This is a genomic window from Aquimarina acroporae, assembly GCF_023195925.1.
Classification (GTDB): Bacteria; Bacteroidota; Bacteroidia; order Flavobacteriales; family Flavobacteriaceae; genus Aquimarina; species Aquimarina acroporae.
The window spans coordinates 414,534-429,884 of record NZ_JALPRE010000001.1; the positions used below are offsets into that span (position 1 = coordinate 414,534).

A 15,351-nucleotide genomic window follows, 5' to 3' on the forward strand; every position below is an offset into this window, starting at 1 on the left:
GATTATAACCGCACTGGTATTTTATGATCTTTTAGTTCTTTTTTAAGCTCTTTAATTTCTATTTCTTTAAAGTGAAAAACACTTGCAGCCAGAGCGGCATCTGCTTTACCTTCTATAAAAGTGTCTACAAAGTGCGTTTTGTTACCTGCTCCGCCTGAAGCAATTATAGGAATGTTTAACTCCGTAGATAATTTTGCTAAAGCTTCATTAGCAAAACCGTCTTTTGTCCCATCGTGATCCATAGAGGTAAACAAGATTTCACCAGCGCCTCGTTGCTCAACTTCTTTTGCCCATTCAAACAAATCTAATTCTGTAGGCACCTTACCTCCTACCAGGTGTACTTTCCATGCTCCATCAATCTGTTTAGCGTCTATAGCTACAGTAATGCATTGACTACCGAATTTTGAAGCCAAGTCATTTATTAACTGCGGATTCTTAACCGCAGAGGAATTCACTGAGATTTTATCGGCCCCATTTTGTAACAGAATATCCACATCTTCAACAGAAGATATACCACCACCCACTGTGAATGGGATATTCACCTTCTCAGCAACACGTAATACAAGATTGGCCAACGTCTTTCTTCGTTCTTCGGTAGCTGAAATATCAAGAAAAACCAGTTCGTCGGCTCCAGCTTTTGAATATATATCTGCCAATTCTACTGGATCTCCGGCATCACGTAAGTCTACAAAGTTCACTCCCTTTACGGTTCTCCCATTTTTTATGTCTAAACAAGGGATTATCCTTTTTGTCAGCATTAGTCGTTATTTTTTATATTTAAATCGAATCCATCATAGAATCCTAAACTTCTTTTATCTTTCAACTGTTTGGTCCAAAATGCTATTTGTCCGGTGTGATACGAATAGTGCTCAGTAATATGTACAGCAATACCAATTCCCGAAAAAGTAAATCCTTGGACCTCTCTTTTTCTAAGTAATTCATCCTGAGGTAGATTTTTTAAAACATTTTTTGCTTCATCAACTACATCAACCAGCATATTTAAAAGTTCTGCTTTTCTTAAACCATCTTGGGCAGCAAACTCTTTATCTCGATCCCTATGATCTTCTTTTTTGCCAAGAGAAGAAATTCCGTATTGGGTAATATTCCCACATAGATGCAAAATTAAATTCCCTACACTATTAGAATTTTTATTGGGTCGTTTCCAAATATCATCTTCAGAAAGTTGATCAAAACTTAGTGTGATCATGCGTGTACTTTCTTCAAGTCGATATATAATCTGATCAACAAATTCTTTGGCTACTTGGTCATTCATAACTATGCATTTGAAAGTATATAGTTTTCTAATTCTTTAAGACTAATCTTATTTTCGTAAATAGCTTTGCCAATTATAGTTCCTTCACATCCTATTTCTGCCAATTTTGGTAGTTCTTCAAAAGTAGATATACCTCCAGAAGCAATTAATTTCACATTTTTGGTTTCTTCCAAAATTCTGCGGTACAAATCGAACGAAGGTCCCTGAAGCATTCCATCCTTACTAATATCAGTACAAATAACATATTCCACTCCTTCCTGTTGATAATTTGAAATAAATGGTATTAGCTCTTTATCACTCTCTTCTAGCCATCCGCTCACGGCTATTTTTTCATTTTGAGCATCGGCTCCTAAAATAATTTTGTCGGCTCCATATGTTTTTAACCAAGAAGTAAAAGTATTTGCATCTTTTACTGCAATACTTCCTCCTGTAATTTGATTTGCTCCGCTTTCGAAGGCGATTCGAAGGTCTTCATTGGATTTTAACCCTCCTCCAAAATCAATTTTTAAGCTAGTTTTAGAGGCAATTTGCTCAAGAACTTTGTGATTTACAATATGCTTAGACTTTGCTCCATCAAGATCTACCAAATGCAGATATTGAATGCCGTGATCTTCGAACTCTTTAGCCACTTCCAAAGGGTTTTCATTGTATATCTTTTTGGTATCATAATCCCCTTTTGAAAGCCTGACACATTTACCGTCTATAATATCTATTGCTGGTATAATTCTCATAATGCTAAGAAATTCTTTAGTATTTGTTCACCCACTTCGCTACTTTTTTCAGGATGAAACTGTGTTCCGTAAAAATTGTTTTTATGTAACGCTGTACTGTACGTTACTCCATAATTTGTTGTTGCTACCGTATCTGCAGTTACGGGCGCGTAGTAGCTATGTACCAAATAGATATAATCACTTTCTCTCACATCGTTAAACAACTCAGATTGTAAAGACTCTATTTGATTCCAACCTATCTGAGGCACCTTAACGTCGCTATTAAAACGAAGTACATCGACATCAAAAATACCTAAGCCTTGTGTCTCGCCTTCCTCTGTAGAGTTACACATTAATTGCATTCCTAAGCATATTCCTAAAACGGGTTGTTTTAATGTTGGTATAAGTGTATCAAGACCAGACTCTTTGAGTTTTTTCATAGCACTACTAGCTTCTCCCACTCCAGGAAAAATAACTTTATCTGCAGCTTTAATTTCCTCTGGATCATTGCTTAAAACCGCTTTAAAGCCCAATCGTTGTATAGCAAATTTTATGGATTGTATATTGCCGGCCCCATAATTTACAATGACTATATTCACACGTTTAAAATTTGATAATTAATTGACACTAGTTTCATATTATAACATTCCTTTTGTGCTGGGTAAAATCATTTTTTCAGGATCTCTTTTGACCGCTACCTTAATAGCTTTTGCAAATGCCTTGAAAATTGCTTCAATCTTATGGTGTTCATTTGTTCCTTCTGCCTTCACATTAAGATTGGCCTTGGCACCATCGGTAAAGGACTTAAAAAAGTGAAAGAACATTTCGGTAGGCATTTTACCTATCATTTCTCTATTAAAATCAGCTTCCCACACCAACCAGTTACGTCCACCAAAATCTATAGCAACCTGAGCCAAACAATCATCCATAGGAAGACAAAATCCATATCTTTCTATTCCAAGTTTATCTCCCAAAGCACTAGAAAAAACTTCTCCAAGTGCAATAGCCGTATCCTCAATAGTATGATGTTCATCGACTTCAAGATCGCCTTTTACATTAATTTCAAGATCCATTTGTCCGTGACGTGCGATTTGATCCAACATATGATCAAAGAACTCAAGACCAGTACTAATATTACTTTTCCCTGTTCCGTCTAGGTTAAGTTTAATATAAATATCTGTCTCGTTTGTTTTTCTTGAGATTTCAGCAACCCTATCCTTTAATTTTAAAAACTCATATATCTGTTCCCAATCATTACTCTCAAGTGCAATATGAGTATTTAGCTCTTCCTGTTTGATTGTAATTTCTCCAGTACCTAGATTGGTGTTATCATTAATAAAAATACCTTTTGCACCTAGATTTTTGGCCAATTCCATATCGGTTAAGCGATCTCCAATTACAAAAGAGTTTTCTAGATCATATGGTTCGGAGAAGTATTCTGTAAGCAAACCTGTACCAGGTTTTCTAGTATTGGCATTCTCATGAGGAAAGGTTCTATCTAAAAACACTTTATCGAATACTACCCCTTCGTTTTCAAAAGATTTTAAAATAAAATTATGCACTGGCCAGAAAGTATCTTCAGGAAACACATCGGTTCCTAAACCATCTTGATTTGTAATCATTACCAGCTCATAATCTAGTTCTTTAGCAATTTTGCCCAAATAGGTGAATGCTTTTGGGTAAAAGATCATCTTTTCGAATGCATCTATTTGCTCATCTGCTGTTTCTTTAATAATCGTTCCGTCACGATCAATGAATAGTACACGTTTCATTTGTTGTTATATCTTCCTAAAATTAAATTATTCTTTGGCGCCAAAAAGACGCTTTTTAAATGCCATAAATGCACCTCCTATACCAAGTGCAATAAATTTCCAGAACTTAAGTATTATGGCTAAAACTCCAGTTTTTGCAAGTATTTTACCTGCTATCAATCCTCCGATACCGTAAGCTGCTACTTCATCAATATCAGGGTTAAAATCATCATATCTGCTTCCTGTTTTAAATTCAACACTTGCAAGGATAGGGTCTAGATTTCCTTTTACATCTTCAAGGTCATTCATATCTCCAATCACATTTAGGTTAATAAACCCTTTACGCCCCAGAACCCTAATATTGTAGTTTAATGTATTTTCTTCATAATCACCAAACTTAAGTTCTTTGGCCCAATGTAATTTTTTATTTTCCTGATCATAAAATGGAGCAGATGCCCAACCTATAAGCTCTACCGAAGGGTACCCTTGCTTAATTCGTTCTGGGTTTACACTTTTTGTATCTTGCTGCATGGTTTCCAATAGTTCATCGTAGTCAATATCATCGGCATCATCATCTTCGATATACCCTTCTTCAGAATATGAAATTTCGACAGCGTAACTTACATCTACCGGAGATTCCTCTTCTTTTACCAACATTCCTAATAACCCAGAATCTTGATCTTCTGGGTTTCCCCATAAATCTGTAAGTACATAATTTGCCTGTTTTTTATCCAAAAACTTATATCCTGCTGGGACTTGCAAAAGTGCCAATTCGTTACCTAACGAAACACTCCCATATTGGTAATTAAAAGTTTGTTCTATACTATCGCTGTATTTCTGGAAGGCCATCATAAGCTCTTCTGCATTCACTACTTCTTCCTGAGTAGTATCATTCTCCTGGCTTACTTCTTCTTGTGCCCAACTTTGTATTCCTTGACATAGTACTAGAGCAACGGTTAATACATTTGATACAATTTTTCTCATTTTACATTTAGATTTAGTTATTGTTAGTTATCAATTTTAATCATTTCATCAATCAACTTGTGATTCTCCTCCTCTGTACCAACAGTAAATCTAAGCGTGTTTTTGCATAATGGCTGTGTACTACGATTGCGAACTACGATCCCCAATTCTAATAATTGTTGGTATCGTTTATTTGCATCATCTATTTTCACCAATACAAAATTTGCATCGCTTTCATATATTTTTTCTACAAAGGAGATCTTAGATAAAGCTTTTATTAAAGCTTCTCTCTCCTTTAGTATCTTAGATACCTCAAATGTTACCTTATCGTAATTTATAACGCGTTCAAGTGCACGCTGCTGGGTTAATTCGTTAACATTATATGGTGGTTTTATTTTATTCAAGATGTTTATTATTTCTTCGGAAGCATAACACAATCCCAATCGTATCCCAGCCAAACCATATGCCTTAGACAATGTTTGTGTTATCACTAGATTTGGATAGTATTCTATCTTTTGCAACCAGCTATTTTTGCTAGAAAAATCTATGTATGCCTCATCGATAACCACCAATCCATTAAAATCTTCCAAAATACTTATGATACTTTCTTCAGAAAATGAATTACCAGTTGGGTTGTTTGGCGAACAAAGAAAAATCACCTTGGTATACTCGTCTACCGTTTCCAATATCTTGGTAACATCTGGCTGAAAACCTGTTTGCAGTAGTACTTTTCTATTATCAATGGTATTAATATCTGCTAATACTTTATACATTCCATATGTAGGTGGTAATGTTATAATATTGTCTACAGATGGTTCGCAGAAAGCTCTAAAAATAAGGTCTAAAACTTCATCACTACCATTACCTAGCAAAATATTGGTTTCAGAAACGCCTTTTAACTTTGCCAATTCGGCTTTCAAACTTCGCTGTTGGGGATCTGGATACCTATTTACTCCATTTTCAAAAGGGTTTTCATTGGCATCCAAAAAAATCATAGTTGAACCATCACTTACATATTCATCTCTCGCTGAGGAATAGGGACTTAAGCCTAAAACATTTGGTCTAACTATTTGTTTTATATCAAATTTTATATTTTCCATTATTCTGTTCTTTCAAAGGATCTACACCCCTTACCGTTGTGCTTTAGTTAGACTTTCTAATCGTAGGGTTACCGCATTTTTATGAGCTTGCAAACCTTCTGCTTCCGCCATAAGTTCGATAGCATTCCCAATTACCTGAATTCCTTTTGATGATATCTTTTGAAAAGTCATCGACTTCATGAAGCTATCTAAATTAACCCCACTATATTGTTTTGCATATCCATTAGTTGGAAGGGTATGATTAGTTCCTGATGCATAATCTCCTGCACTTTCTGGAGTATAATTCCCTATAAAAACCGACCCTGCATTTGCGATATTATTGACATAAAAATCTTCATCCTCTACGCAAATGATAAAATGTTCTGGCCCGTACTCATTTATCAACTTAAGTGCCACTTTATCATCCTCGACATATATAAGTTTTGAATTATTGATAGCCTCCCTTGCAATTTCCTTTCTTGGTAACTCTTCTAATTGTTTGCTAATCTCATCTTCTACCTCATTAACAATTTCTTTTGAGGTCGTCACCAAAATAACCTGACTATCTTTTCCGTGTTCTGCTTGGCTTAACAAATCTGAAGCTACAAAAGCAGGATTTGCACTTGAATCTGCTACCACCAATAATTCACTAGGACCAGCCGGCATATCTATTGCTACATCAAACTTAGTAGCCAATTGCTTAGCCACAGTTACAAATTGATTTCCTGGTCCAAAAATTTTATATACCTTAGGTATGGTCTGCGTTCCAAAAGACATTCCTGCAATTGCTTGAATACCTCCGACTTTACAAATTTTGGTTACTCCACATAGACCAGCAGTATACAAAATAGCGGGATTCACGTTCCCGTTACTATCTGGAGGAGTACAAAGTACAATCTCCTCACACCCTGCTAAATTTGCAGGAACAGCTAACATTAGTATTGTAGAGAACAAAGGTGCAGTTCCCCCAGGAATATACAACCCTACTTTTTGAATAGGACGTTTTTCCTGCCAACATTCAACTCCTTCTGCAGTTTCTCTATACACCCTTCCTGTTCTTTGCTCTTCATGAAACTTCTCGATATTGGACTTTGCTAGCTGTATTGCTTCTTTAAGATTTGTATCTAGCATCTTAGTAGCATCTTCAATTTCTGAAGCTGTCACCAAAAAGTCCTGTAAATCGACCTTATCAAATTTTTTGCTATATCTCAGTACTGCTTCATCTCTATTCGTCTTCACTTCATTAAACACTTCAAGGACAATGTCTTCAATATCGGCTACAGTTTGTGTAGGTCTTTTTAAAATCTCAGACCAGTCTTCTCTATTAGGATTATATATCTTTTTCATCTTTTTATGCTTATTTTTTATGATCAAATGGAGTTACCATATAATCATTTCTGCTTGATATCCACTTAATGGCAATCGTTTATTTTATATTTTCTTCTGATAATGATAAGCTATAAGTTCATATCCCTGACTTTTCCAGAACTTATGTCCTTCTTCGTTACCTAGATAACAATTTAGTTCTGAAGCTTCACAACCTTTTGATCTTGCGTAATCTAAAATCCATTCTATTAAAAGCTTACCGATTCCTTTGCCTTGATATTCTGGCAAAACAAATACATTATCAGGCTCAACGTGCTTTCCTATATAATACTTTGTCAAAAACCACATTCCAGAAATACCAATTAATTTTTCACCATCATAGACTCCAACACATTCATAATTCATTTTCAACATATCTTGCAATCGATTACTCAGAGTTTTTGCAGGAATTGTTGGGTTCAATTTTTTTAGTAATGGTATAATAATTTGTACTTTATTTCTATTAATAAGCTTTATAGTATACATTTTTATACGTTTACAATACCATTTTTTCTATTGGACAAACCAAAATACCCTCTGCTCCTTCTGACCTTAATTCATCTAAAATATCCCAGAACTTATTTTTCTCTACTACCGTATGAATAGAGCTCCATCCTTTTTCAGCAAGAGGGAGTACTGTAGGGCTCCGCATTCCTGGAAGTATCTTTACGATATCTTCAATTTTTTCGTTGGGTGCATTAAGCAATACATATTTAGAATTTCTAGCCTTTAAAACCGCTTGAATTCTAAATTGTAATTTGCTTAAAATTTGTTTATTTTCTTCAGAAATTTTTGGTGACACCGCTAATACTGCCTCAGAAGTCAGCATAACTTCTACCTCTTTCAAATTATTTTTGAATAAGGTGCTTCCACTTGAAACAATATCACATATTGCATCTGCCAGTCCAATATTAGGGGCAATTTCTACAGAACCTGAAATTTGGTGTAACTCGGCAGAAATTCCTTTTTGCTCAAGATATTCATTTACTGTATTTGGATAAGAGGTAGCAATTCTTTTACCATTAAGGTCTTGGATAGAATTATATTCAAAATCTTTAGGTACCGCCAAGGAAACCTTACACTTTGAAAAATTTAATCTCTCGGCAATAGAAATGTCTTTCCCTTTTTCGATAAGCACATTCTCCCCAATAATGGCGATATCTACCACCCCATCTCGTAAATATTGAGGAATATCTCCATTACGAAGAAACATTACCTCCATAGGAAAATTACGAGTTTGTGCTTTTAGTTGGTCTTTTCCGTTGTCGATTGAAATACCGCAATCTTTTAAAATCTTAACCGAATCTTCATTAAGTCGGCCACTTTTTTGAATAGCGATTTTAATTTTTGTCATTTTTGCTGTTGTTGTGTTTGATGAATTCAAGCGATTTTTTAAAATAAAAAAACCCGTTTGAATGTCTCAAACGGGTTTTGATATATAGTTGTTTTATGCACATACCACACTTACCACGCCTGAGCGAAAATGTAAGAATGATGATGATGTACAAATAAATTTTTCATGTCTTTTTTCAAATACCCTGCGAATTTATGAAAAATATTTTTTTATCAAAACGCATTTCAACTTATTTTTTTGCAATTGATCTTTTTTCGCCTAGTTTATTTATTATTTATTATTCATAATAGGCTGATAATAAACATTTTTATAACTTTAAAAGACAATACTAATCAACAGCTTATGAAAAACTTCATCTCGTTTCTTATTTTTTTACTCTTTGCATGGTTGGCCATGTGGTGGTATTACTCATGTGATTGGTGTACAACCAATAATAATCAAAATCCTTCGGTAGTGAACAACGAAAAAGTGAATTCTGATGCCGAAGCTCTAACCAAAAAAGCCTATGAGGACAGTATAAAGGTCGCAAATCTAGAATCATCAACTTATTCTATTAAGGATGATAAAGACCAGGATGTTCTCACTTTTACCAATAGGCTTCAAACCAATAATCAGGATGGCAAAGTTTTTATCCCTTCAACATACAATGGTTTTGAAGAGCAAATTGCAGACTACCTTGGGAATAACCAGGACGAAGAACTTATTATTGATGGTTTTGAAACTCCAAAAGAAAAGAATGCAGGTACAAACTTGGGGTTTTCCAGAGCAAATTATATTAAAAATCTTTTGGTTAATGCTGGTATTAATGGCGATCGCATTTTAACAGAAGGAAAAGAAAAAGAGTATTCTTATGAATACAACGGTAAATATTACGATGGAATCTCTCTTACATTTAATACGTTATCAGAATCTCGTCTAGCCGAGGTTGAGAAAAGTGTAGCCAACAGAACACTATATTCGAATTTTGGAGAAAAAACTTTCAAAGCTGATGCTACGCTGTCGAACTATGCATTAGAACTAAAAAACTATCTAAATAAGTACCCAAATAAATCTGTTCAAATCGTTGGACATACCGATGACATTGGAAGTGCCGAAGCTAACCTATGGTATGGAAAAGAACGCGCTAAAAATGTAAAAAACTACCTGATTTCACAGGGAATTGCCTCTAGCAAATTAAAAGCGCTATCTAAAGGAGAATCAAACCCAATAGTGCCTAATACCAATGATGAAAACCGGGCGCAAAACAGAAGAATTGAAATTATTGTAAACTAAATAACAACACAACTATGTTAGATTTTTTAAACGAAGTAAATTGGTGGTGCTTATTATTATTGTTATTCCTGGCGTTTCTATTGGGATGGCTATTATCTAGATGGGCACTTAAAAATAAATATAAAGCAGAATTAGAAGATTGTCAAAGAGAAAACTCTAAGCTAAAAAATGCTGGTTATGCCAAGGCAAAATCTACATTTTCAACACCTGTAGTTCCCGCTGAAAATGAAATTAGAGCAATAAAAACAAGAGATGCTGGAGGAATTGCTGTAAACAATGATGGAGAGACTGGGGAAAAACCAAAGTTAAATTTTGCTAGTTTTGGAAAAGCAGATGCTTCAGAAAAAGATGATTTAAAGCTAATTAGTGGTATTGGTCCATTTATTGAGGAAAAGTTAAACGGAATAGGTATCTTTACTTTTGATCAAATCAGCAAATTCACTAGAGAAGATATAGAAACTGTTACCGAACTTATTCAATTCTTCCCAGGCCGTATAGAGCGCGATAATTGGAAAGATCAAGCAGAGAAATTAAAAAATAAGTAGTAATCACTAACCATTTACTATTTTGTAAAGCCTTCATAGTTAAAATTATGAAGGCTTTCTATATATCCGTCGCTTTTACCAAAAAAACCAAACTTTCTATATGATTGTACCTCTACCTCTCTTTTAATGACAACTAGAACTTGGGAAGATACATTGTTTAACAAAAACCCCGTAAACATCAGTTTACGGGGTTTTTAAATATATGTAGTACTATTTTATCTTACGATAAAACGTTGAGTCTGTCCATTCATTACTAAAGTATATACTCCTTTTTGCAATTGAGAAACATTAATTCTATTATCTGTGTTCCCTCTATCCACCAATTGCCCAAGCATATTGAATATTCTATATGATTTTTGACCAGAAACAGAGCTTACCACGAATAGGTTCCCATCTAATACCGGATTAGGATACACCTGGAAATCTAAAGACGATGCTACGAAGTCATTTAAGTCTTCTAAAGAACCTGCTCCTGCTACAGCAGTTGCTGCAGTACCGCAAGTACCAAGGTTAATCCATCCTGTAGTAGTTCTTTCATATAACGATCCTCTAAAGGTAACTCTGTCACCAGCACTATATCCCCGTGAACTATCATATTCTGCAACTCCAGCACAAATATCTGTAGGAGGTGTAGTTGTTCCTCCCCCAGCAGAAAGAGAAATATTATCTACAGCCATATCACCTTGCCAAGAAGTTCCTGAAGTTCCTACAAAACGCAATTGAACAGAATCTCCTGTATAACTTGTTAAGTCAACATTTGCACTAGCCCAAGCCGCACCTTGATTACCAGATCTACTCCAAACCTCTGTCCAAGAACCTCCATTATTTGCACTAGCCTCGAGCTTTAATTCTCCTACGGCATTTCCTGTCATTTGGTATCTGAATGTAAAACTTGCAGACGTTTCACCACTTAAATCAAAACATGGAGAATTTAAGATGGTTGTTCTATTTGGATTATTAGGGTTAGACGTTTCTACGTATACATAGAAACTACCTTCTATTGCTCCAGAAGGACCTGTATTATTTGAAGGCGTTCTTCCAGATTGACGAATCCAATCAAAATCATCGCCAGACCCTTGTGTCCATGCTCCTAGTCCTGATTCAAATCCTTCATTATAAGGGAATGATGTAATTCCAGATTGACACCCAGAACCACCACCTGTTGAACCACCTGTAGTTGTTACATTAACTGTATTACTAAAAGCAGATTCGTTACCTGCAGCATCTTTAGCTCTTACTCTAAATTGATATGCAGTATTTGCTGTAAGACCTGTAATATTTGCTGTTGTTCCTGTAACACTTCCTAAATTACTGTTTCCTTGGTAAATATCATACCCAACAACTCCCACATTATCTGTAGCAGTGTTCCAACTCAATGTTAGTGTGGTCTCTGCAACATTAGAAGCCGATAAACCTGTTGGTGCAGAAGGCGCTTGTGTATCTGAAACACTATTGGATGTAAATGATCCCGTAAATACTCCTCTTCCATAAGTAGAAGCAATGATAATATTATCATTATCGTTTCCATTTTTTGCCCAATAATCAAATGACGTAACACTAGCATCACTCATACCATTATAAGCCTGCTCCCAATTTGGGTTAGCATCACTAAAATTAGTAGTCACCCATACACCTAATTGCGTTGCAAGAATTACCTCATTTCTATCTAATGGATTTTGTAAAATATCTCTTACCGGGATATCTGGTAGATTTCCTTCTTTGTTTAACCAATTTGCTCCTCCGTCGTTAGAAAACCAAACACTTGTCACGCCATAGTTATGAATAGAAACCATAATATCGTTTGCAGTAGCACCCAATCTAACAGAAGAAACAGACCCTACAAATGGAGTGTTAATTTCTGTCCAGTTTGCTGAACCTACACCTACATTGGTTAGACGCAATAATCCTCCTCCAGCGGTACCTACATACCAAGTGTTATTAGCAAATGGTGATGCTATAAAAGCTGTAGGTTTAGAAGTTAATGCTGCATTAGTAATATTATTGTTTCTATTGTTTGCAACGTCTATCGTTTTGATAGAGAAATTACTTCCAGAAGATGCATTAGACAATAAGAAATTAGCATCACTATCATATCCCATTTGGTTCACAAAATCTCCTGTATTTCTTTCACTTAATAAAGTAGTTGCTCCACCTTGTCTTCTACCTCGACCATCCCAAGGAAGGTTAAATCTATAAATTACATTATTGGTAAAAGTAGCTGTCATATACTGACCATCTTTATCTACAAACGTATAAAAACCATCTCCATCAGATAACTCTTCTGATCCATTAATACCTGCAGATGCATTTCTAAAAGCTTGCGATCCATTATCTTGAGCTCCCGCAGTAAATATTCCAACCACATCATTTCTTCCATTTGGACCAATTCCAGCTTTCACATACTGCGTAACGTTATAATTACTATTTCTAGCTCCAAAAACATTTGAGTTGGATGCCCTTGAAAGATCTGAAGCATAATATACACCTCCATCGTTTCCAAAAATTGCTTGATTAGAGTTTCCTGGCCTAAATGTCATTGCATGTTGATCCGCATGTACAAACGAAACACTTAATCCTGCTAAACCTGAATTATTAGACCATTTAGAAATCTGAGCCCATGAATTACCGCTATTGGTAGATCTAAAAAGGTCGATACCTCCAACATAAACGATATCATCATTATTTGGGTCTGCTTCAATCATTAAATCGTAGAAAGACTGGCCTCTGGTAAAGTCGTTGGCTGGAATTCCTCCATCTGCATCATTAGGTAAGGCTGTTTCTGTTACCGATCCAAACTTATTTGTTGTTCTATAAATATGTACAGGACTAGAAACCCCTTGTGTAAGTGCGTATAATTTATTTGCGTCTGTAGCCGACGTTTCAATCTCTACACGATTCGAATCTGCCAAGGGCGAAGCTGCAGCTTCTGTCCAAGTACCTCCATTGGTAGTACTGAAGACTCTTCCACCTCCACCTCCACCAATTCCGGGTGTCGTGATAGTTCCCATCCATAATGTATTATCTGCTCCTACCTCAAAATCATTAGGAATCATATAATAGTTTGTTCCTTGAAAATCGAATGCTAAGTTGGAAGACTCTAATCTACTCCAAGTACTTCCTCCATCTACAGACCTGTATAATCCAGCAGTTTGTAAACCTAGCCAATTTGATGGACTAGAAGCATCACCATAAACGTGAGCACCTACACCAACAAATAATTCTGTTCTATTTTGTGCCGTATTATTCCAAGCTACTACATCATTTACATAAAATAATCCCGAAAGGAATAAGTTATTTGTATTAAAACTAAACGTTGCAGCTCCGGCAGCAGGGATGCTTAGCGCCTGCCAACTAGAACCTCCATCTGTAGATCTATAAACTCCATTACCAACTACATCACCAGCAGTGTACTGCTCTCCTGTACCTACGTACCAAATGTTAGAATTTCTTGGATCAACAGTAATAGAGGTCACAGAAAGGTTTCCAGGAACATTTTGTACTCTGCTCCACTGTGAAGTAGAAGAAGTAATATCATTATTTACCCAAAGACCACCGCTAACTCCTCCGGCATATACTCTTCTATTTGAAGAATCATTTGGATCAAACATAATAGCTCTGGTACGACCACCAATATCGTTTGGTCCTCTTTCAATCCAAGGATTGTTAGGATCATCTCCTGGAGCTCTTTTTGCGAATTTAGCTTTTAATTGTTCCTGAAGTTTAAAAATGTTTTCTGGGTGTGTATTCCCATCTGTAGGACTTACGGTTAGCTCCCACATTTGCGCAAAATATGCATTTGGAGGAAGCCCTTGTGCTTTTCTTTCTTTTTTTGACAATTTTAAATAATCCTTATAAGGACTATCTGCCATAAACTCTGCATGTTGTTTTCGCAGGTTTACAATTTCATCATTTTGTTGTTGTTGTTGTTGTGATTTTTCTTTCGTAGAAGGGTTTAAAAAATAAACCGAAAGAGCGACCAAGCCTAAGCCCAGCGCCATGGGGCGAAACGAATTTCTTTTCATATGTATAAGTTGAGTTTATGGGATAAATGTAAAATTTATGCGGTAATTAAGCAAATTTTAACACCCAAAAGCCCATTTCTTAACATACGAATTGCGAATTTAATAAAATTGCTGAAGTGAAATACGAATCTTTTAAAAAAAGAAAATCTGTTTGATAATCACAAAAAACAGATTTTCTTTTTGATGCTTATTGATTCCCTAAAATGATAGGCATACCATCTTTTCCAGAACCAACAACTACAACTTTTGCATTAGAAGATTTTGATAATTCTAAAGTAGCTTGAATTCCTTTTTCTCTTAAAATCTTATCAGTCAATGACTCATTAAGAATTCTATTCGCCGTAGCTTTACCTTCAGCATCAATTTTTTGTCGTTCTGCTTCTTTTCTAGCTTTCTCCAATCTGAATTCGTACTCCAAAGCCTCTTGCTCTTGTTTTAGTTTTCTTTCTATCGCTTCTTTAATAGTAATCGGAAGGGTAACATCTCTAACCAAAACCGCATTTAACTGTACATGTTGTGGCTCTACCTTTTTCTTTGTCTCTTCAAAAATCTCATTCTGAATAGCATCTCTTTTAGTGGAGTACAATTGCTCGGGTGTATAACGACCTACTACACTTCTGGCAACTGCCCTAATTTCGGGAACCAAAACAATATTCAGATAATCGAGTCCTTTTGTCTGGTGTAATAGACCCAACTCCTCTATTTTTGGTTGATATAACACCGAAACATCTAACGAAATTTCTAGTCCGTTTGAAGACAAAACCTGCATCTTCTTTTCAAACACTTCTTGTTGCTTAGTATTATATTTATATACCTTGTTCCACGGAGCTATAATATGAAAACCTTCTCCTAAAGGAGGTTTTTCGGTTACGACTCCTCCTCCGAAGGTCCTAAACAACACACCTGCTTCACCATAGTCAATATTTACTGACGATTTAGAGACAAATACAACTCCCAATATTATTAAAATAAGTACTGGTAAGCCTATTTTAGGTAATTTTTCCATAATAATTGTAA

General features: G+C 35.5%; 14 protein-coding genes. 2 read left to right on the forward strand and 12 right to left on the reverse strand.

Annotated elements, in window-relative coordinates; all coding sequences use genetic code 11:
• Nucleotides 1-2: 2 nt before the first annotated feature.
• The 10 genes from hisF to hisG all read right to left on the reverse strand — a co-directional run bounded on the left by hisF (nt 3) and on the right by hisG (nt 8,495).
• Nucleotides 3-758: an imidazole glycerol phosphate synthase subunit HisF gene (gene hisF / locus M0D21_RS02045; RefSeq protein ID WP_248325999.1), complete on the reverse strand. Its 756-nt coding sequence runs from the start codon at nt 756-758 to the stop codon at nt 3-5.
• Complete coding sequence (locus tag M0D21_RS02050; protein WP_248326000.1) at nt 758-1,273, reverse strand: DinB family protein; 516 nt, start codon at nt 1,271-1,273, stop codon at nt 758-760. Before M0D21_RS02050 ends, hisF begins: the two co-directional genes overlap by 1 nt.
• A 2-nt stretch (nt 1,274-1,275) precedes the next feature.
• The gene (gene hisA, locus M0D21_RS02055; RefSeq protein WP_248326001.1) at nt 1,276-2,004 is read right to left on the reverse strand and encodes a 1-(5-phosphoribosyl)-5-[(5-phosphoribosylamino)methylideneamino]imidazole-4-carboxamide isomerase; all 729 of its coding nucleotides are present in this window, start codon (nt 2,002-2,004) and stop codon (nt 1,276-1,278) included.
• A complete protein-coding gene (gene hisH, locus M0D21_RS02060; RefSeq protein ID WP_248326002.1) occupies nt 2,001-2,582 on the reverse strand; it encodes an imidazole glycerol phosphate synthase subunit HisH in 582 nt (193 codons plus the stop codon). The genes hisA and hisH overlap by 4 nt, the downstream gene beginning before the upstream one ends.
• A gap of 39 nt (nt 2,583-2,621) precedes the next feature.
• Nucleotides 2,622-3,755 (reverse strand): bifunctional histidinol-phosphatase/imidazoleglycerol-phosphate dehydratase HisB, encoded by a 1,134-nt coding sequence (hisB, locus tag M0D21_RS02065; RefSeq protein WP_248326003.1) that lies wholly within the window; start codon nt 3,753-3,755, stop codon nt 2,622-2,624.
• A gap of 27 nt (nt 3,756-3,782) precedes the next feature.
• Nucleotides 3,783-4,718, reverse strand: coding sequence for a DUF2167 domain-containing protein (locus tag M0D21_RS02070; protein ID WP_248326004.1), 936 nt, complete (start codon nt 4,716-4,718; stop codon nt 3,783-3,785).
• 23 nt (nt 4,719-4,741) lie between these two features.
• Complete coding sequence (gene hisC, locus M0D21_RS02075; protein ID WP_248326005.1) at nt 4,742-5,797, reverse strand: histidinol-phosphate transaminase; 1,056 nt, start codon at nt 5,795-5,797, stop codon at nt 4,742-4,744.
• A 30-nt stretch (nt 5,798-5,827) separates the two neighbouring features.
• Nucleotides 5,828-7,123 (reverse strand): histidinol dehydrogenase, encoded by a 1,296-nt coding sequence (gene hisD / locus M0D21_RS02080; RefSeq protein ID WP_248326006.1) that lies wholly within the window; start codon nt 7,121-7,123, stop codon nt 5,828-5,830.
• Between the two features lie 84 nt (nt 7,124-7,207).
• On the reverse strand, nt 7,208-7,627 hold the full coding sequence (locus M0D21_RS02085) for a GNAT family N-acetyltransferase (RefSeq protein WP_248326007.1): 420 nt from the start codon (nt 7,625-7,627) through the stop codon (nt 7,208-7,210).
• A 10-nt stretch (nt 7,628-7,637) separates the two neighbouring features.
• Nucleotides 7,638-8,495 (reverse strand): ATP phosphoribosyltransferase, encoded by an 858-nt coding sequence (gene hisG / locus M0D21_RS02090; RefSeq protein ID WP_248326008.1) that lies wholly within the window; start codon nt 8,493-8,495, stop codon nt 7,638-7,640.
• Nucleotides 8,496-8,837: 342 nt separating this feature from the next.
• Here hisG and M0D21_RS02095 point away from each other — a divergent pair, with 342 nt between their 5' ends.
• Both M0D21_RS02095 and M0D21_RS02100 read left to right on the forward strand, forming a co-directional pair.
• Nucleotides 8,838-9,767: an OmpA family protein gene (locus M0D21_RS02095; RefSeq protein WP_248326009.1), complete on the forward strand. Its 930-nt coding sequence runs from the start codon at nt 8,838-8,840 to the stop codon at nt 9,765-9,767.
• Between the two features lie 14 nt (nt 9,768-9,781).
• Nucleotides 9,782-10,312 carry a hypothetical protein gene (locus M0D21_RS02100; RefSeq protein ID WP_248326010.1) on the forward strand — a complete coding sequence of 177 codons (531 nt, stop codon included), beginning with the start codon at nt 9,782-9,784 and terminating at the stop codon, nt 10,310-10,312.
• A gap of 215 nt (nt 10,313-10,527) precedes the next feature.
• Here the strand turns inward: M0D21_RS02100 and M0D21_RS02105 are convergent, their stop codons facing one another.
• Nucleotides 10,528-14,334, reverse strand: a complete 3,807-nt coding sequence (locus tag M0D21_RS02105) for a fibronectin type III domain-containing protein (RefSeq protein ID WP_248326011.1) — start codon at nt 14,332-14,334, stop codon at nt 10,528-10,530.
• Between the two features lie 187 nt (nt 14,335-14,521).
• Complete coding sequence (locus M0D21_RS02110) at nt 14,522-15,340, reverse strand: prohibitin family protein (protein ID WP_248326012.1); 819 nt, start codon at nt 15,338-15,340, stop codon at nt 14,522-14,524.
• Nucleotides 15,341-15,351: the final 11 nt, after the last annotated feature.

Excerpts from the sequence above, each read along its gene's own strand:
- M0D21_RS02095 (WP_248326009.1), top strand. The coding sequence starts at position 8,838 with ATGAAAAACTTCATCTCGTTTCTTATTTTTTTACTCTTTGCATGGTTG.
- hisG (WP_248326008.1), bottom strand. The coding sequence starts at position 8,495 with ATGACAAAAATTAAAATCGCTATTCAAAAAAGTGGCCGACTTAATGAA.
- M0D21_RS02105 (WP_248326011.1), bottom strand. The coding sequence starts at position 14,334 with ATGAAAAGAAATTCGTTTCGCCCCATGGCGCTGGGCTTAGGCTTGGTC.
- hisB (WP_248326003.1), bottom strand. The coding sequence starts at position 3,755 with ATGAAACGTGTACTATTCATTGATCGTGACGGAACGATTATTAAAGAA.
- hisD (WP_248326006.1), bottom strand. The coding sequence starts at position 7,123 with ATGAAAAAGATATATAATCCTAATAGAGAAGACTGGTCTGAGATTTTA.
- hisC (WP_248326005.1), bottom strand. The coding sequence starts at position 5,797 with ATGGAAAATATAAAATTTGATATAAAACAAATAGTTAGACCAAATGTT.
- M0D21_RS02085 (WP_248326007.1), bottom strand. The coding sequence starts at position 7,627 with ATGTATACTATAAAGCTTATTAATAGAAATAAAGTACAAATTATTATA.
- M0D21_RS02110 (WP_248326012.1), bottom strand. The coding sequence starts at position 15,340 with ATGGAAAAATTACCTAAAATAGGCTTACCAGTACTTATTTTAATAATA.
- hisF (WP_248325999.1), bottom strand. The coding sequence starts at position 758 with ATGCTGACAAAAAGGATAATCCCTTGTTTAGACATAAAAAATGGGAGA.
- M0D21_RS02100 (WP_248326010.1), top strand. The coding sequence starts at position 9,782 with ATGTTAGATTTTTTAAACGAAGTAAATTGGTGGTGCTTATTATTATTG.
- hisA (WP_248326001.1), bottom strand. The coding sequence starts at position 2,004 with ATGAGAATTATACCAGCAATAGATATTATAGACGGTAAATGTGTCAGG.
- M0D21_RS02070 (WP_248326004.1), bottom strand. The coding sequence starts at position 4,718 with ATGAGAAAAATTGTATCAAATGTATTAACCGTTGCTCTAGTACTATGT.
- M0D21_RS02050 (WP_248326000.1), bottom strand. The coding sequence starts at position 1,273 with ATGAATGACCAAGTAGCCAAAGAATTTGTTGATCAGATTATATATCGA.